We start from the raw sequence: 15,588 nt of genomic DNA, 5'->3' as shown, positions 1-15,588 counted from the left end.
CGGCCGCGCTCGCGGCGCTCGCCGCGATCGCCGCGAGCTCCGCCTCGCCCGCGCCGGTCTCGCCCGAGAGGCAGCGCGCCTCCGCGTGGAGCGCGCGCGCCTCGGCGGCGAGCGCCGGGGGGAGCGGGCCGGCCTCCGCGCGCGCGAGCTCGGGCAGCGCGGCGCGCGCCTCGCCGCGGGAGGCGAGCGCGCGTCCGACGAGGTACGCGGAGAGCGGTCCCTCCGCGCGCGCCACGCTCGCGAGGGCGAGCGCGGGGTCGCCCTCGCCGAGGAGATACGGGCGCGCCGCCGCGCCCATCGCAGGGTCCGCCACCGCCGCGCGCTTCGCCTCGAGCAGCCGCGCCTCCGCCCGATCGGGGTGGGCCGCGAGGGCGGTCGCCCAGGCCCGATCCGCCGCCGGGAGGTCGCCGGCGCGCCAGGCGAGATCGCCCTCCGCGGACGAGAGGGCGGCCCGGAGCGCGGCGTCCTCGGGCGCGGCTCGGGCGCGCGCCGCCGCGTAGGCGGCCGCCGCGTCGCCGAGCTCCCCGCCGCGGGCGAGCGCGTCCCCCGCGGCCTTCTCTGCGCCGGCCGCCTCGCCGAACGCGCCGAAGCGGCGCCACAGCCGGCACGCCTGGGCGGTGCGCCCGCTCGCGGCGGCGCCCGAGGCGTCCAGCGCGAGCGCCGCCGCCTCGCGCGCGCAGCGCCGCGCGAAGAGGCTCTTCCGCCCGAGCCGCGCGCGGGCGGCGGCCTCGAGGCCCGGCGGCACCGCCACCCCGTCGAGGAACGACTGCCACTCCGCCACGAGCGCCTCCAGGGGGACGCCGAACGCGGCGGCGACGTCGCCGTCCCGGTACGCGCGGGCGAGCTTCGCGGCGCCGTGCCGCTCGAGCAGGAACGCGAGGAAGCTCCCCGAGGCCGTGTAGGCGCGGGCCGGCGCCTGCGTCCAGAACCCCGCAGGCCCGACGATGGCCGCGACGTCGGGCAGGAGGCCCAGGTCGCGCGCCGCCCGCGACCACTCGTGGACGGTCCAGTCGCCGCGCGGGATCTCGAGGGCGACGGCGAGCCCCTCGACGAGCCCCGCGGAGGGGAGGAGGCCCGCGCGCGCCGGGACCCGGAGCGGACCTTTCGCGATGGCCCCGGCCAGCGCGTGGACGAGCTCGTGCCGCAGCACGGGGTGGGGCGAGGGAGCGTCGACGACGTGCACCTCCGCGAGCCAGGGCTTCGCGTACTCCGTGGCCGCGGCGCCCACGAGCCGGCGCTTCTCCGCGGCGCTGCGATACACGAACACGGTCACGCGCGGCGGGGCCGCGAGCCCGAGCGCGCGCGCCACGTCCGCCGCGCCGAACTCGCACTCGGAGAGGAGGGCGCTCGCCGCGGCCGCGGGCTTCTCGGCGGGGAGGAGGAGCGTGCAGCGCGGCCCGTCGCGCCGGGCGCCCAGGGCGCGGACGATCCCGTCGCGATCGCCGGAGAGGCCGAGCGCGTCCCGGGCGGCGCGGGCGCCCGCCGCGGCGCCGGCGGCGACAAGGAGCGCGGCGAGCGGCGCGGCGGCCCCGCGGAGCCCGGCGCGGCGCGCGCGCAGGGCGGCCTCGGCGAGCGCGACGAGCGCCGCTCCCCAGGCGGCGGCCTCGCCGCGGAAGAGCAGGAGGCGCGCGTCGATGGGGAGCGCCTCGTCGTAGAGCGGCCCGGGCCAGGCGCCGAGGAGCGGATCGAAGAGGAACGCGGCCGGGCCGCGGTAGGCCGTCGCGAGCGTAAAGGCGAGGCTCGCGGCCAGCGCCGCCGCGTAGAGGACGCCCGCGAGGAGCGCTCGCCCTCGCGCGGCGACGGCGGCGAGCGTCGCGACCGCGGCCGCGAGGAGCGCGGAGGGGAGGGCGAGGAGCGGGAAGAAGGCGGCCGCCCGGGTGAGCGCGCTGCAGGGCCCGAGCGCCGCCCGCGCCACGCTCCCGGCGAAGAGGAGGGCGAGGAGCGCGGACAGCACGAGGACGGCGCCGCCGAACGCCGCCGCGGGGGAGGGAGCGGGGCGGTCCGTCTCGGCTCGCACGGCGGCGAGCGCGAGGAAGGGCGCGAGGGCCGCCGCGAGGAGGGCGCCCGCCTCTCCGAGCTCGTACCCCGGCGCGTCGAGGAGGGGCAGCGAGCCGCCCGCGAACCCCGCGGCGAGGAGAGCCACGCCGCCCGCGCGGACCGTGCGGCGGCGCGCGAGCGCGGCGGCGATGTGGAGGAACCGTGGCTCCACGGGAAGGCCTTTGCCGGCGCGCGCTGTCGGCCGCACCGGCTCCGGGATAACATGGCGCGGGATGACGGAGAACCGTGAGCACGCACGCGCGCCGATCGAGCTCAAGGTCGACTACAAGAAGCTGAACAGCTTCTTCGCCGACTACACGAAGAACATCTCGAAGGGCGGCACGTTCATCAAGACGCGCAAGGCGCTCCCGGTGGGCACCCGGTTCCTCTTCCGTCTCACCATCCCGGGGCGCCCGGCGACGTTCGAGCTCTCGGGTGAGGTCGTCCACGCCGCGACGGGCGGCGACGCCCCGGGGATGGGGATCCGGTTCGTCTGGGGGGATTCGCGCGACCGCGCCGAGTTCGAGGCGACCGTCGAGGGCCTCATGTCGGAGAGCCTCGGCCCGCAGCTCGCGCGGAGGCTCCTGCACAAGCCGTGAGCGTGGTCTCGGGGGTCGCCCCGTCCGCCGGGCGACGGCCCGTACCTCAGAACCTCGGCACGTTCTCGAACCGCACCCGGTCGCCTGCGCGGACGCCGCGCGCGGCGCACCAGCCGCCGTTCACCTCGAGCACGTAGCGGCTCGGCGCGCCCACCTCGCGGAGCGTGGTGGTCAGCGGCGCGGCGCGCTCGACGATCCCGACGATCCGCCCGTCGTCGCCGATGAAGAGCATGTCGAGCGGGATGAGCGTGTTCTTCATCCAGAAGCCGCGCGGCTCGCTCTCCTCGAAGAGGAAGAGCATGCCGGCGTCCGGATCGAGCCGCTCCCGCCACATGAGCCCCCGCGTGTGCTCCGCCTCGGTGCGGGCGAGCTCCACGCGCACCGGGTGGCGCGCCCCGGCGGCGGTCTCCACCACCACCCGGGCGGCGGCCGCGGGCGCATCGGTTCCCTTGGCGTTCACGCAGCTGAGGACGAGGAGCGCCGGGAGGGCGCGCACGAGGCGCGGCGTCACCGCGGCACGACACAGAACGACGAGAACGCGATGTCCCCGAGGTAGCGCTCGCGCACCGCGGGATCGAGCGTCCTCAGGAAGTTCTCGTCGGGCAGCAGGATGTCGCAGACGAGCCCGGTCTCGCTCGTGTAGCAGTCCTGGTTCGACACGCACGGCTTGGAACAGTAGCCGCAGTTCTCGCCGTTCGCCGCGTCGCACTTCCTGGCCCAGCGCGAGTCCGAGCTCGCGGGGGACACGATGCAGACGAGGTCGTCGCAGGCGGTGTTGCCGGACTGGAAGTAGTCCCCGATGGCGCTGGTGGGGGTCGGCGGAGGGAGCGAGCTATCGCTTCCCCACTGCAGCGTGCAGGGCTCGCCGACGTCCGGGTTCTGGCACGCGGCGAGCGCGATGATGGAGGCGAGCGCGACGGCGAGCTTGGAGGCGGGGGAGCGCATGGGTCGCGGAATCGTTAGCACGCGCTCCGCCCTCCGACAAGCAAGCGTCCAGGAGAGCGGTCGATAGCCGACAGTCACGTACAGCCGCGTACGCACGCGGTTTTCTGCCGGGCCGGTTCGTTGCCCCTCCACCGCCCTTTGGCTAGGATGCCCACCGGGCGCTGCCCATGCCACCTCATATGAGAACGCTCCTCGCAACCTGGCTAGCGGTCGTGCTCTCTCCTGCCTTGTCGTTCGCGCAGGAGGTGCCCGGCATCGATCTCACCCAGCCGCCTCCTCAGGAGGCGCCGGAGCAGCGGCCACCCTCCGACGCCGAGGAGCAGCCGCCGATGGACCTCTCCCAGCCGGGCGGTGCCCGGGCGGGCGAGCGTCCCGCGGCGGCGCCCGAGAAGGAGAAGAAGGACAAGCGGCCCCTCCTGCCCTTCACGGACGAGGACGTGGCGCTCGGCGATCGCGTGAAGGCGGTCCAGCGGAAGGGCTTCCTGAAGCGCGGCCGGCTCGAGCTCACGCCGATGTTCTCGGCGACCGTGAACGACGCCTTCTACCAGAAGTTCGGCGGAGGCCTGCGGCTCGCCTACAACCTGCAGGACAGCTTCGCGGTCGCGGTGCGCGGCACGTACTACGAGCGGCTGCGCACCGACAACGTCCGCGAGGGCAAGATCGCCTTCCAGAGCCAGCTGCTCACGTCCCAGCTCTACGGGCAGGCGATGCTCGACGGCATCTGGTCGCCGGTGTACGGCAAGGCCTCGGTCCTCGGCTCGGACATCCTCCACTTCGACGTGTTCCTCGCGGCGGGCTTCGGCCTCGTCTGGAGCGCGACGAGCCTCGAGCCTCGCAACGAGGGCCCGCACCTCGCGACGGACCTGGGCGGCGGCGTCCGCTTCTATCCGAAGGAATGGCTCGCCTTCGAGCTCGGGCTCATGGCGACGCTCTACCCGGACCAGCCCATCCTCTCGGTGCCGGGGACCGTCCAGAGCGTGTTCGTGGCCAACGTCGGCCTGTCGTTCTTCTTCCCCCCGCGCTTCGAGTACGTCTACCCATGACCGCGCGCCGCGCCAGAAGCAGCGTCCTCGCGCTCGCCGCGCTCGCCACGCTCGCCGTGGCCGCGCCCCGGGCCGCCCTCGCCCAGACGAAGGCCGACGCCTTCGCGGGGAAGATCCCTCCCGTCTCCGGCCAGCTCTACCGCAAGGCCGGCCGGGTCGAGCTCACCGCCACCGGCAACCTGTCGCTGAACGACGCCTTCTACTCGAAGTACTTCGGCGGCCTGAAGCTCGGGTACCACTTCACCGAGGCCTGGTCCCTCTCCGTGCAGGGCGCCCTCGGGGCCACCCGGCCGACGGGCTCCGCGGTCGTCTGCCCCAAGAACAGCGGCTGCGTCGACGCGAACGACGCCATGCTGCTGCAGGTCCCCGGCAAGCTGCGCCGGATCGTCGGCGCCGAGCTCGCCTGGGCGCCCGTGTACGGCAAGCTCAACGTGTTCGCGGAGAAGGTCGCGCACTTCGACCTGTCCATCCTCGCGGGCGCGGACCTCATCTCGCACGACGAGGTGCTCGGGCCGTCGGACGCCAGCGCGCTGGCGGCGAGCGGGAAGGACCCGGCGCTCGTCAGCACGGTCGGCGGCCACGTGGGGCTCGGGGCGCGCCTGTTCCTCAAGGAGTGGCTGGCCCTCCGCCTCGAGGTGAAGGACTACGTCTACGGCGTGGAGGTGCCCAACAACGGAGCGGGCAAGGACTGGCAGAACCAGATCTTCACCGAGCTCGGCCTCTCCTTCTTCTTCCCGTTCAGCAACCGCCCGCTCCCGTGAGCCCGACCATGACTGGCTCCACCCGCCATCGCCTGTCGTCGAGGGGCCGCCTGGCCGCCCTCCTCCTCGCGCTCCTCGGCGCTCCCGCCGCCCACGCGCAGCTCGGGATCGACCTCTCCGCGCCGAAGAAGGAGGAGGCGAAGCCCGCCAGGAAGAAGGCGCAGGCGAAGAAGAAGCCCGCCCAGAAGACCCAGAAGGCGCCGCCCGCGACGCAGAAGCGCGAGGCGGCGCCGCTCCCTGCGCCCGCGCCCGAGCCGGAGAAGCCGGTCGAGGCGCTCCCGGGCGAGCCGCCCGAGCAGGCTCCGCCCGCGGCGCGCGCCCCCGAGGCGCCGCCGCAGGAGCTCCCCGGCCTGAAGCTCGCGCCGGCGGATCCGAAGGCGACCGCCGTCGCGAAGGAGCGCCTCGCCGCCGCCAAGAAGCTCCTCGACGAGAAGGCGACGGAGACCGCCGCCCTGGCGTTCGACCAGATCCTCCGCGAGCCGAGCTTCGCCGAGGTGCACGACGAGGCGCGCTACCAGCGCGCGAAGGCGCTCGTGCGCATGGGGCTCAACCACTCGGCCCTGGCCGCGTTCGACGAGATCCTCGAGAAGGGCCCCAAGGGCTCGCGCTTCTACCACTCCGCCCTGGAGTGGGTGTTCCACGTCGGGCGCAAGCTCAAGAACGAGCAGCCGGTGCTGAACCGCGTCGCCAAGCACGCGCAGTGGGGCTTCCCGCCCGTCTACGAGGACCGCTTCCACTTCCTGCTCGCGAAGTACGAGTTCGAGCGCGGCCGGGCGCTCGCCGACGCCGGGCGCGCGGCCGACGCGAAGGCGGCGTGGGCCGAGGCGCGGCGGCTCGCGTCGCTCGTCCGCCGCGAGGCCGGCGCCAGGCCGCCGGTTCCGGCCGACGCGCCGTCCGCCGGGGAGGACTCGGGCGACGTATACGCGAAGGCGCGCTTCGTCGACGGGCTCGTGCTGTTCGCGCAGGGCGACGATCCGGCCTCGGTGGAGGCGTTCAAGGAGGTCATCCGCCTCACGAACCCGAAGCGCGGCCGCCACCCGGACCCCGAGCTTCGCGAGCTCGCCTTCCTGCAGCTCGCGCGCATCCACTACCAGAACCGGCAGAACCGCTACGCCATCTGGTACTACGGCAAGATGCCCTGGGGCGGGCAGCGCTGGCTCGAGGGGCTGTGGGAGGCGTCCTACGCCCACTACCGCATCGGCGACTACGAGAAGACCCTCGGCAACCTGCTGACGCTCCAGTCCCCGTACTTCCAGGACGAGTACTTCCCCGAGTCCTACGTGCTCGAGGCGATCGTCTACTACGAGAACTGCCGCTACCCGGAGGCCCGCCGGGTGCTGGAGTCGTTCTCGCGCCTGTACGAGCCCGTGTACCAGGAGCTCGCGAGCATCACCGGCCGGCCGCAGACGCCGGAGGCGTACTTCGAGGTGATCGAGCGGTCCCCGCACGGTCAGGGCGGCGCGATCATGCGCCGGATCCTGAAGGTCGCCTACACCGACCAGAACATCCGCCGCCTCGCGGAGTCGATCGGGGAGATCGACGACGAGATGGACCACGGCATCGGCGGCCGGCGCCCGGAGCTCCGCGAGTCGGCGCTCGCGAAGGATCTCCTCGAGAAGCTGCGCGCCGACAAGGCGGCGCTCGTCCAGGAGGCCGGTGCGCGCGCCCGGGGCAAGCTCGAGTACGAGCGCGACTCACTCCGGACCTTGCTCGCCCAGGCACTGCGGATCCAGATCGAGGTGTCGCGCAAGGAGCGGGAGGCCCTCGAGGGCGCGCTCGCGCGGGGGAGCCAGGTGGAGGTGTTGCGCGACCTCAAGTATTCGACCGCCGTCTCGGACGAGCACCTCTACTGGCCCTACGAGGGCGAGTTCTGGCGCGACGAGCTCGGCACGTACTCGTACACGCTCACGAAGGGCTGCAAGGACCGCCTGCCGCGGTCTCGCGCAGCGGCCCGGTAGTCCCCGGAGAGGAGCCTCGAGGATGCATCGTGCTCTCGTCGCCGGCGTCGCCCTGGCGCTCGGCGTTTCCACGGCAGGTGCAGATCCCAAGGCCCCGCCCCATGAGGCGGACCTCGGCCAGAAGCGCTCGGTCACGCCGGACGCGGCGCTCGGCGGCACGCTCGAGGCGGCGCGCCCGGGGGCCAAGGAGGCCGGCGGCCCGGCGCTCGCATTCGAGTCCTTCCGCAAGGTGATCGAGGTCCAGGTCTCGGACAAGCGGCGCGAGGAGATCACCTCCCTCCGCAAGCTCATCGACCTCGGCGGCGGCTCGCAGGTCGAGACGCCGCAGTGGTACTTCCGGCTCGCCGAGCTCCTGTGGGAGGAGTCGCAGTACTTCTTCTTCCAGGCGAACCGGCGCGACGACCAGCTCATCGCGCTCGGCAAGGGCAACCCGGCCGAGGCCGCGCGGCTCCAGGCGGAGAAGACCGACCTCGAGGGCCAGTCCCGCAAGCTCCAGGCCCAGGCGGTCGCGCTCTACAAGGCGATCATCGCGAAGTACCCGAAGTACCCGCGCCTCGACGAGGTGCTCTACTTCCTCGCCGAGAACCTCTCGCAGCACGACCGCTTCGACCCCGACGCGCTCAAGGCCTACCGCGCGCTCATCGAGCGCTACCCGAACTCGCGCTACGTCCCGGACGCCTGGATGGCGTTCGGCGAGTACTACTTCGAGAAGGCGAACAAGGCCGACCGGAACGGCAACCTGAAGCGGGCGCTCGAGGCCTACAAGAAGGCGTCCGAGTACCAGGAGAGCTCGGTCTACGCCTACGCGCTCTACAAGCAGGGCTGGGTGCACTACAACCTCGGCGAGTACGACCAGTCGCTCGAGCTCTTCCGCGCGGTCATCTACTTCGGGGAGCTGCCGACGAGCACCGTCCCCGCCGACAAGAAGCTCGCGCTCGTGAAGGAGGCGCGGAAGGACTACGTCCGCACCTACAGCCACGTCGGCTCGCCCGAGGCCGCGGCCGAGGAGTTCCGGCGCGTCGGCGGCGAGAAGGGCTGGTGGGACATGCTCCGGTCCCTCGCCGACCTGTACTACGGCGACGGCAAGGATCGGGACGCCATCCTGGTCTACGCGCGGCTCATCCGCGAGAAGCCGCTCTCGCCGGAGGCGCCGTTCTACCAGTCGCGCGTCGTGACCTCCGCCGGACGCATGGGCCGCAAGGAGGCCGCGGTCCAGCAGGCGCACGTGTTCGTGAAGATGCTGCGGGACATCGAGGCGTCGCCCGCCGCGAAGGACGAGAAGGGCAAGAAGGTGCTCGCCGACGCGCGCCGCGACGCCGAGCAGACCCTGCGCATCCTCGCGGTGCAGTACCACAACGAGTGGAAGAAGACGCGCGACGAGCCGGTCGCCGGCTTCGCCGCGTCGGTGTACCGCGACTACCTCGACGTCTTCCCGGACGAGCCCACCGCGTACGAGATGCGCTTCTTCCACGCGGAGCTCCGCTACGCGCTCGCCGACTTCGAGGGGGCGGGCGCCGAGTACGAGCGGGTGGCCCTGCAGGACGTGAAGGCGGTGGAGGCGAAGCCGCCCGCGAAGCCCGGCAAGTTCTTCAAGGACGCGCTCGAGAACGCGGTGTTCGCGTGGGACCTCGTCGCGAAGAAGCTCGACGAGACCGAGAAGCGCGTCCCCACCGATCCGAAGAAGCGCCTCCCCCTCGCCCCGCCGCGCCAGAAGCTCCTCACGGCCTGCGAGCGCTACCTCAAGTACCAGCCGAAGGCCGAGAAGTGGGTCGAGGTCGCCTACAAGGCCGCCAACATCCACTACCGGCACAACGCGTTCGCCGAGGCGACCGACCTCTTCACGCGCATCGCGCTCGACCACCCCGAGCACGAGCTCGCCGGCTACTCCACGAACCTCGTGCTCGACGCCTACAACCTGCTCGGCGACTGGCGGAACGTGAACGGCTGGGCGAAGCGGTTCTACGCCAACGCCGCGCTCCTCAAGGCGCACCCGGCGCTGAAGGACGACCTCGCGCGGGTCATCGAGCAGAGCGCCTTCAAGATCATCGAGGAGCGGGAGAAGGCGCGCGACTACGAGTCCGCGGCCGAGGAGTACATCGCGTTCTCGCGCGACTGGCCGCAGTCGCGCCTCGCGCCGACGGCGCTCTACAACGCCTCGGTCGACTACGGCCGCGCCCACCGGCTCGACAAGTCGATGGAGGTCCGCGAGCAGTTCCTGCAGCGCTACCCGGGGCACGAGCTCGCGCCGAAGTCGCTCTACGACAACGCCGAGGCGTACGAGGCGATCGCCGACTTCTCGAAGGCCGCCGACCTCTACGAGCGCTACTTCCGCGAGTGGAAGCGCGCGGCGGGCGAGCCGCGGGGCGCGCCCCGCCACGCGAAGGCCGCGAAGGGCGCCAAGGCCCCCGAGGCGCCGGCGCAGCCCGTGGCCGCCTACGAGGAGAAGAAGGCGAACGACGCCATCATCAACGCGGCCGTGTTCCGCGCCGGCCTCAGGGAGTGGGCGCGCGCGGAGGCGGCGAGCGAGGCCTACCTCGAGACCTGGCCGAAGGGCGCCGACGCGCCGCGCATCTTCCTCTCCCTCGCCGACCTGTACGGCCGCCGCGGCCAGCCCTCGAAGGAGCTGAAGCAGCTCGAGGAGTACCGCCAGCGCTACGCGCGGGATCCGGACGAGTGGCTCGCCGTCACCCAGCGCATCGCCAAGCTCTACGAGAAGGCGGGCAGCGCGCGGCTCGCGCGCGACACCTACACCGAGGCGCTCCACTACTGGAAGCGGAACCAGGGCCGGGTGAAGGACCGCGGCCTGCCGGTGGCCGCGCAGGCGATGTACCTCGAGCTCGAGCCCGAGTTCGTGGAGTACGACCGGATCACCCTGAACGTCGCGCCGAAGCAGCTCAAGGCGCAGCTGCAGGTGAAGGGTCGCAAGCTGAAGCAGCTCGAGGGCTCCTACGGGCAGGTGGTGAAGCTCAAGCAGGCGGATCCGGCCATCTGCGCGCTCTACAAGATCGGCCTCGGCTACAAGCGCTTCGCGCAGACGCTCTTCGACGCGCCCATCCCCCGCGAGATCCGCGGGCAGAAGGCGCTGGTGGAGGAGTACAAGGCGCAGCTCGCGCAGGTCGCGGAGCCGCTCGAGCAGAAGGCGATCGAGGGGCTCGAGCTCGCGATGAACGCCTCGCGTGACTACGGCGTGGTGAACGACTGCGCGAAGCAGGCGACCTCCATCCTCATGAAGTACAAGCCCGACGAGTACGGGCCGTCCCCCGAGGTGCTTCCGCGCGTGGCGCAGCCCGAGACGCGCGACGCGCCGAGCGGCTACGGCATCCTCGCGCAGATCCAGCCGGTCGCCCCCGCGTCCAAGGCGCCGCCGGCTCGCCACGCCGAGCCGTCCCTGCCGCCCCTCCGCGTGACGCCGGCCACGCAGCGCGGCGAGGCGCGCGCCCCGTCCGCCGCCGACTCGCAGCGGCGCGTCGTGAGCGAGGATCCGCTGCCGTCGCGGAAGGAACGCAAGAAGGCCGACGAGGAAGACGAGGACCTGCTGCCGTGACCACGACCCGACGAGTCCTCCCCGCGATCCTGCTCGCCGGCGCGATCGGCTGCGCCGGCTCCCGCCCGCGGCCCACGGACGCGCACCAGGGCGGAGGCCGGGCGTCCACCTCCACGACGTCCGCCGCGCCCGCGGCCGGGGGCGACACCGGCGGTGCGCGCTCCGAGCGGCTCTTCGCGGAGGCGCTGAAGGCCCAGGAGGATCAGCGCAAGCTGGGCGTCCCCACCGACTGGGCGCACCTCGAGCGCAAGTGGCGCGCCGTGCTCGACGAGCAGGAGATCCCCGAGGCCCGCTACAACCTCGGCGTGGCGCTCGAGGGGCAGGGTGACGCGTCCGGCGCGCGGGCGGCCTACGAGCGCGCGCTCGCCGCGAAGCCCTCGCTGCGGCAGGCGGCGGTGAACCTGGGCGTGCTGCTCGAGAAGCAGGGCGACGCGCCGGGGGCCCTCGCCGTCTACGCGCGCGTCGTCCACGACTTCCCGGAGGACGCGATCGCCCGCGCCCGGCTCGCGGCGCTCTACCGCGCCTCGGGGCAGCTCGACGAGGCGTGGCGGCTCGCGCGCGAGGCGCTGCTCCGCGACTCCTCCTCGGTCGGCGCGAACAAGGTGCTCGCGCGCGTGGCGCTGCAGCGGAACGAGCTCGAGCTCGCGAACCTCATCTCGCTCCGCGCCCAGAAGCTCGACCCGAAGGATCCCGAGCTCCCCTGGGTGAGCGGGCAGGTGCTCGCCCGCCAGGGTGACGACGCCGGGGCCGCGGCGCAGTACCGCAAGGCCCTCACCCTGTCGGCGGACTACCTCCCGGCGCGGTACGCCCTGCTCGAGGCCGCCACGCGGAAGCAGGCCTGGGCCGCGGTCGCAGAGCACGCGGCGGCCATCCTCCGGGTGGAGCCGAAGAACGCCCCCGTCCACCTGGCCCTCGGGGTCGCGAGACGCCACCTCGGGAAGCCCGACGAGGCGCTCGCGTCCTACGCCGAGGCGGAGAAGCTTGCTGGGGAGACGCTGCCCGAGGTGCACCTCGCGCGCGGGGTGCTCTACATGCGGGTGAAGAACGAGTGCCAGCCGGCGATCGACGCGTTCCGCGCGTACGCGCGCGCCGCCGGTCCCGTCGCCGCCACCGACTCCGCCGCTCCCCGGCTCGAGCGCGAGTGCATGCAGATCCTGGAGGAGAACCGGCGGGCGACCGAGGCGGCGAAGCAGATGCAGCTCGACGCCGAGCGCAAGGCCGCCGAGGAGGCGGCGAAGAAGGCGGGCCAGGGCGCGGCGAAGCCGGCCGGCGCGCAGGCTCCGGCTCCCGAGGGTGCGGGCGCGGCGACCACATCCACACAGGTCCCCGCACGCTGAAGCGAGGAGGCGGGCGCTTCTTGCTCGCTCTGCCACGGTGGTAAGCTTTCGAGAGGAAAGAGGTCCCGAAGATGCGTAACCTTCTCGCCGTCGCAGCGATTGCCCTCCCGCTCGCCACCCTCGCGCAGTCGCGCGAGCCGGCTCAGGCGCAGCGTTCCGGGCAGGAGCCGAAGGTCGAGTACGAGAAGAAGACCGTCATCAACTTCGAGGACGACACGATCGAGGGCGACCTGAAGCGTCCCGACGGCGAGTACGTCGAGGCGCGCCGCAAGGTCGATCACTCGAACCTCATCAAGATCCGCGAAAACTGGCGCGACAAGGTGATGCAGGCGTCCGGCGACCTCTAGGAACCCATGGCCACCCCCATCACCCTCACGGTCTTCCGCGGCGACGAGCTCGTACGAAGCGAGCAGTTCAACCGCGAGATCATCAAGATCGGGCGTCTCGCCTCGGCGCACCTCTGCCTCGAGGACGACAAGATCTCCCGCATCCACTCGGTCATCGAGGTCGCGCCCGACGGCGCCATCTCGATCATCGACATGGGCAGCGCGGAGGGCACGTTCGTCAACGGCAAGAAGGTGAGCCGCGGCGCCCTGCGCGTGGGCGACCAGATCACGCTCGGCGGCCTGCGCATCGTGCTCGAGTCGCCCGACGCCCGCGCGGCGCTGTCGGAGACCGCCGCGACGCCGAACCACGCCGTGGCCGCGCCCGCGGTCGCCGCCGCGGCCCCGGCCCGCGCGAACGGCACGCACGCGAACGGCTCCACGAACGGCAAGGCCGTCCACGCGGCCGAGGCGCCCACGCCGCCGGCGGCCGAGCCCGCCGCGGCGGCGGCTCCTCCCGAGCCTGCACCCCAGAGCGCCGCTCCTGCCCCCGCTCCGGCCCGCCCCGTGGCGGAGCCGGCCGCGAAGGCCGCGCGGACCGCCGCCCCGCGCACGCGCCGCGCCGCCGCGGCCGAGGTCGAGGACCTCTCCCACGAGACCGACCTCGGCGTCGAGCTCCGCGTCCTGTGGGGCGACACGCTCCTCGAGGCGGGCACGTTCGTGCAGCCGAAGGCGCCGGTGCTGCTCGGCGAGAGCCCGAAGTGCGACGTCCGGCTCGAGGGGCTCCCGGTCGACGACTTCCCGGTCCTGCGCTTCGAGGACGGCGAGTACCGCTTCACCTTCCGGCGCGGCATGACGGGCGTCCTGGAAGAGCGGGCCGGCACCCAGACGTTCGGCGAGCTGGTGCGCGCCAAGAAGGCCGCCCAGGACGAGAAGGTCGAGGGCGCCTACTGGATCCCGGTCCCTCGCGCGGGCGCGGTGCGCGCCGAGATCGGCGCGCAGCTCGCGGTCGAGGCGCGGCCGAAGCGGCCGGAGCCGGTGAAGGGCGCGCCCTTCTGGGAGCGCATCAACTACCAGTTCCTGAACCTCTTCCTCGTCCTGTTCTTCGTCCAGGCCGGGTTCATGGTCGCGGCGAACAACTTCCCCTACGACACCGACGTCGTGGCGGACGACCTGTTCAAGAACCCCTCGCGGATGGCGAAGTTCATCATCAAGGCCCCCGAGCCTCAGAAGAAGCTCGACGCGCCCAAGGGCGAGAAGAAGGGCGATCCGGGCGAGATGGCCGAGAAGCACAAGGGCGAGGAGGGTCAGATGGGCAAGAAGGACGCCCCGAAGACCAACGCCCGCTCGGCCCCGAAGGCCATCGACCCGAACGCCAAGGAGATCGTGAAGAGCACCGGCCTGCTCGGCGTGCTCGGGCGGGGCGGCTCGGCGGGCCTCTCGACGGTGTTCGGCTCGGGCGGCCTCGGCGGCGATCTGAAGGGCGCCGTCGGCAACATGTTCGGCCCGGTCGTCGGCGACAGCTACGGGCTCGGCGGGCTCGGCATCCGCGGCTCGGGCAAGGGCGGCGGTGGCTCCGGTGAGACCATCGGCATCGGCGCGGTCGGCACGAAGGGGCGTGGCGGCGGGTACGCCGGCTACGGCACGGGCGTCGGCGGCCTCGGCAAGAAGGGCGATCGCGACGTGAACGTCGCGACGGGCAACGCGGTGGTGATGGGCTCCATCGACAAGGAGCTCATCCGCAAGGTCATCCAGGAGCACTCCGCGCAGATCCGCTACTGCTACGAGCAGCAGCTCGCGATCAACCCCAAGCTGCAGGGCAAGGTCTCCATCAAGTGGATCATCAATGGCGACGGGTCCGCGGCGAGCCCGCAGGTGGACGGGGGCGCGACGACGCTCGAGGACGCCAAGGTCCACGAGTGCATGATGTCCCGCATCACGAGCTGGCAGTTCCCGAAGCCCAAGGGTGGCGGGATCGCAGTGATCACCTACCCGTGGATCCTCCGCTCGTCGGGCGGGGAATAGGAAGACGGCCTTGAAGCGACTCGTCCTCGCCGTGGTGCTCGCGGCACCTCTGCTCGCCCTCGCGCAGGAATCCGCCCCCGCGCTGCAGGAGGACCCGCGCGCGGCGCGGTTCCGCGACGTGGAGCGCGGCTTCTTCATCGGGTTCGAGGTGGGTTACCTCGGCCTCCTCGACACGCCCACCTCGGACCGCGCCAAGTTCCCTTACGCGGGCGAGGGCGGCGGGCGGGCCGGGGGCCTGCTCGTCGGCGCGAACGTCGGCGTGGACCTCGGCAAGCGGATCTCCGTCTCGCTCTACGGGCAGGGGGGGAACGAGCGCGCGAACGACAATTACGGCGCGTTCAGCCTCTACAACGGGGGCCTGGACCTGCGCGTGGCGGTGCTCGGCGCGAAGGACCGGAACGACTTCGAGCGGTTCTACGTGTACCTGCACGGCCGCGGGGGCTACGCCCGCAGCTATCCCGAGGGGCTCTTCGGCAGCGACGACCTGGTGGTCGCCGGAGGACCGGGGATCGAGTACTTCACGCGCCTCCGCCACTTCTCCGTGGGGCTCGCGGGGGACTACGTGTACGCCACCACCGCGAAGGCGAGCGGGTTCGCGGTCTACCCGACCGTCCGCTATACGTTCTAGCGAGCGACCCGCTCCTCGAGAGGTCACGCGGCGCCGGAGACGGCGCCGTTTTTTTTTCGAGTGCGGGATGGATCTGCGGAAAGACCCGTGTTACATGCTCGCCCGCCGCGACGAGATGCAGCGCGCGGCGCGGTTCGAGGCGGAGTAGCTCCTCCTCGAACCCCCGGCGGGACGCGAGGGTGGCGGTAAGGCGGCGTCCCGGCGATGAGGCGAAGCGGCGCGAAGAAAGGCAGTTGACGCGCCCCGGAGCCGATGGTAGATACGCCGCCCTCGCTGACGGAACGGATTGTCCTCGAGACACCGCGCAAGTCAGGCCCGAGCCGGAGACGGATCGGGAGGGTTCGTTCGGTCTTTGAAAACTGAATAGCAAGCCTACGACGGAATGCGG

At 72.6% G+C, this 15,588-nt stretch carries 12 protein-coding genes; 9 read left to right on the top strand and 3 right to left on the bottom strand.

Annotated features, from left to right (window positions below):
- Positions 1-2,209: type VI secretion system protein (locus MLV88_RS23255; protein WP_243338759.1), on the bottom strand; the 2,209-nt coding region annotated here is incomplete at its 3' end.
- Between the two features lie 61 nt (positions 2,210-2,270).
- On the opposite strand from MLV88_RS23255, the gene MLV88_RS23250 reads away from it, so the two are divergent.
- Positions 2,271-2,636, top strand: coding sequence for a TIGR02266 family protein (locus MLV88_RS23250; RefSeq protein WP_242340886.1), 366 nt, complete (start codon positions 2,271-2,273; stop codon positions 2,634-2,636).
- Positions 2,637-2,682: 46 nt separating this feature from the next.
- Here the strand turns inward: MLV88_RS23250 and MLV88_RS23245 are convergent, their stop codons facing one another.
- Positions 2,683-3,132, bottom strand: coding sequence for a DUF192 domain-containing protein (locus MLV88_RS23245; RefSeq protein ID WP_242356691.1), 450 nt, complete (start codon positions 3,130-3,132; stop codon positions 2,683-2,685).
- Positions 3,133-3,143: 11 nt separating this feature from the next.
- Positions 3,144-3,581, bottom strand: a complete 438-nt coding sequence (cglC, locus tag MLV88_RS23240) for an adventurous gliding motility lipoprotein CglC (RefSeq protein ID WP_242340884.1) — start codon at positions 3,579-3,581, stop codon at positions 3,144-3,146.
- 212 nt (positions 3,582-3,793) lie between these two features.
- Between cglC and MLV88_RS23235 the strand changes: the two genes are divergently transcribed.
- From MLV88_RS23235 to cglE, 8 genes are all read left to right on the top strand, one after another.
- Positions 3,794-4,624 (top strand): outer membrane beta-barrel domain-containing protein, encoded by an 831-nt coding sequence (locus tag MLV88_RS23235; protein ID WP_242356693.1) that lies wholly within the window; start codon positions 3,794-3,796, stop codon positions 4,622-4,624.
- On the top strand, positions 4,621-5,385 hold the full coding sequence (locus tag MLV88_RS23230; RefSeq protein ID WP_242340882.1) for an outer membrane beta-barrel domain-containing protein: 765 nt from the start codon (positions 4,621-4,623) through the stop codon (positions 5,383-5,385). Before MLV88_RS23235 ends, MLV88_RS23230 begins: the two co-directional genes overlap by 4 nt.
- 8 nt (positions 5,386-5,393) lie before the next feature.
- Complete coding sequence (gltC, locus tag MLV88_RS23225; protein ID WP_242340881.1) at positions 5,394-7,343, top strand: adventurous gliding motility protein GltC; 1,950 nt, start codon at positions 5,394-5,396, stop codon at positions 7,341-7,343.
- Between the two features lie 22 nt (positions 7,344-7,365).
- The gene (locus tag MLV88_RS23220) at positions 7,366-10,887 is read left to right on the top strand and encodes a tetratricopeptide repeat protein (RefSeq protein WP_242340880.1); all 3,522 of its coding nucleotides are present in this window, start codon (positions 7,366-7,368) and stop codon (positions 10,885-10,887) included.
- Positions 10,884-12,224, top strand: a complete 1,341-nt coding sequence (gltE, locus tag MLV88_RS23215; RefSeq protein ID WP_242340879.1) for an adventurous gliding motility TPR repeat lipoprotein GltE — start codon at positions 10,884-10,886, stop codon at positions 12,222-12,224. Before MLV88_RS23220 ends, gltE begins: the two co-directional genes overlap by 4 nt.
- 71 nt (positions 12,225-12,295) lie before the next feature.
- The gene (cglF, locus tag MLV88_RS23210) at positions 12,296-12,571 is read left to right on the top strand and encodes an adventurous gliding motility protein CglF (protein ID WP_242340878.1); all 276 of its coding nucleotides are present in this window, start codon (positions 12,296-12,298) and stop codon (positions 12,569-12,571) included.
- A gap of 6 nt (positions 12,572-12,577) precedes the next feature.
- The gene (gene gltG, locus MLV88_RS23205; RefSeq protein ID WP_242340877.1) at positions 12,578-14,572 is read left to right on the top strand and encodes an adventurous gliding motility protein GltG; all 1,995 of its coding nucleotides are present in this window, start codon (positions 12,578-12,580) and stop codon (positions 14,570-14,572) included.
- Between the two features lie 10 nt (positions 14,573-14,582).
- Complete coding sequence (cglE, locus tag MLV88_RS23200) at positions 14,583-15,200, top strand: adventurous gliding motility protein CglE (protein ID WP_242340876.1); 618 nt, start codon at positions 14,583-14,585, stop codon at positions 15,198-15,200.
- The last annotated feature ends 388 nt before the right edge of the window (positions 15,201-15,588 follow it).

The sequence above is a fragment of the Anaeromyxobacter soli genome (assembly GCF_022808855.1).
GTDB lineage: Bacteria > Myxococcota > Myxococcia > Myxococcales > Anaeromyxobacteraceae > Anaeromyxobacter > Anaeromyxobacter soli.
The sequence above is the reverse complement of the archived record's forward strand: the minus strand, read 5'-3'. Positions and strand labels throughout refer to the sequence as shown.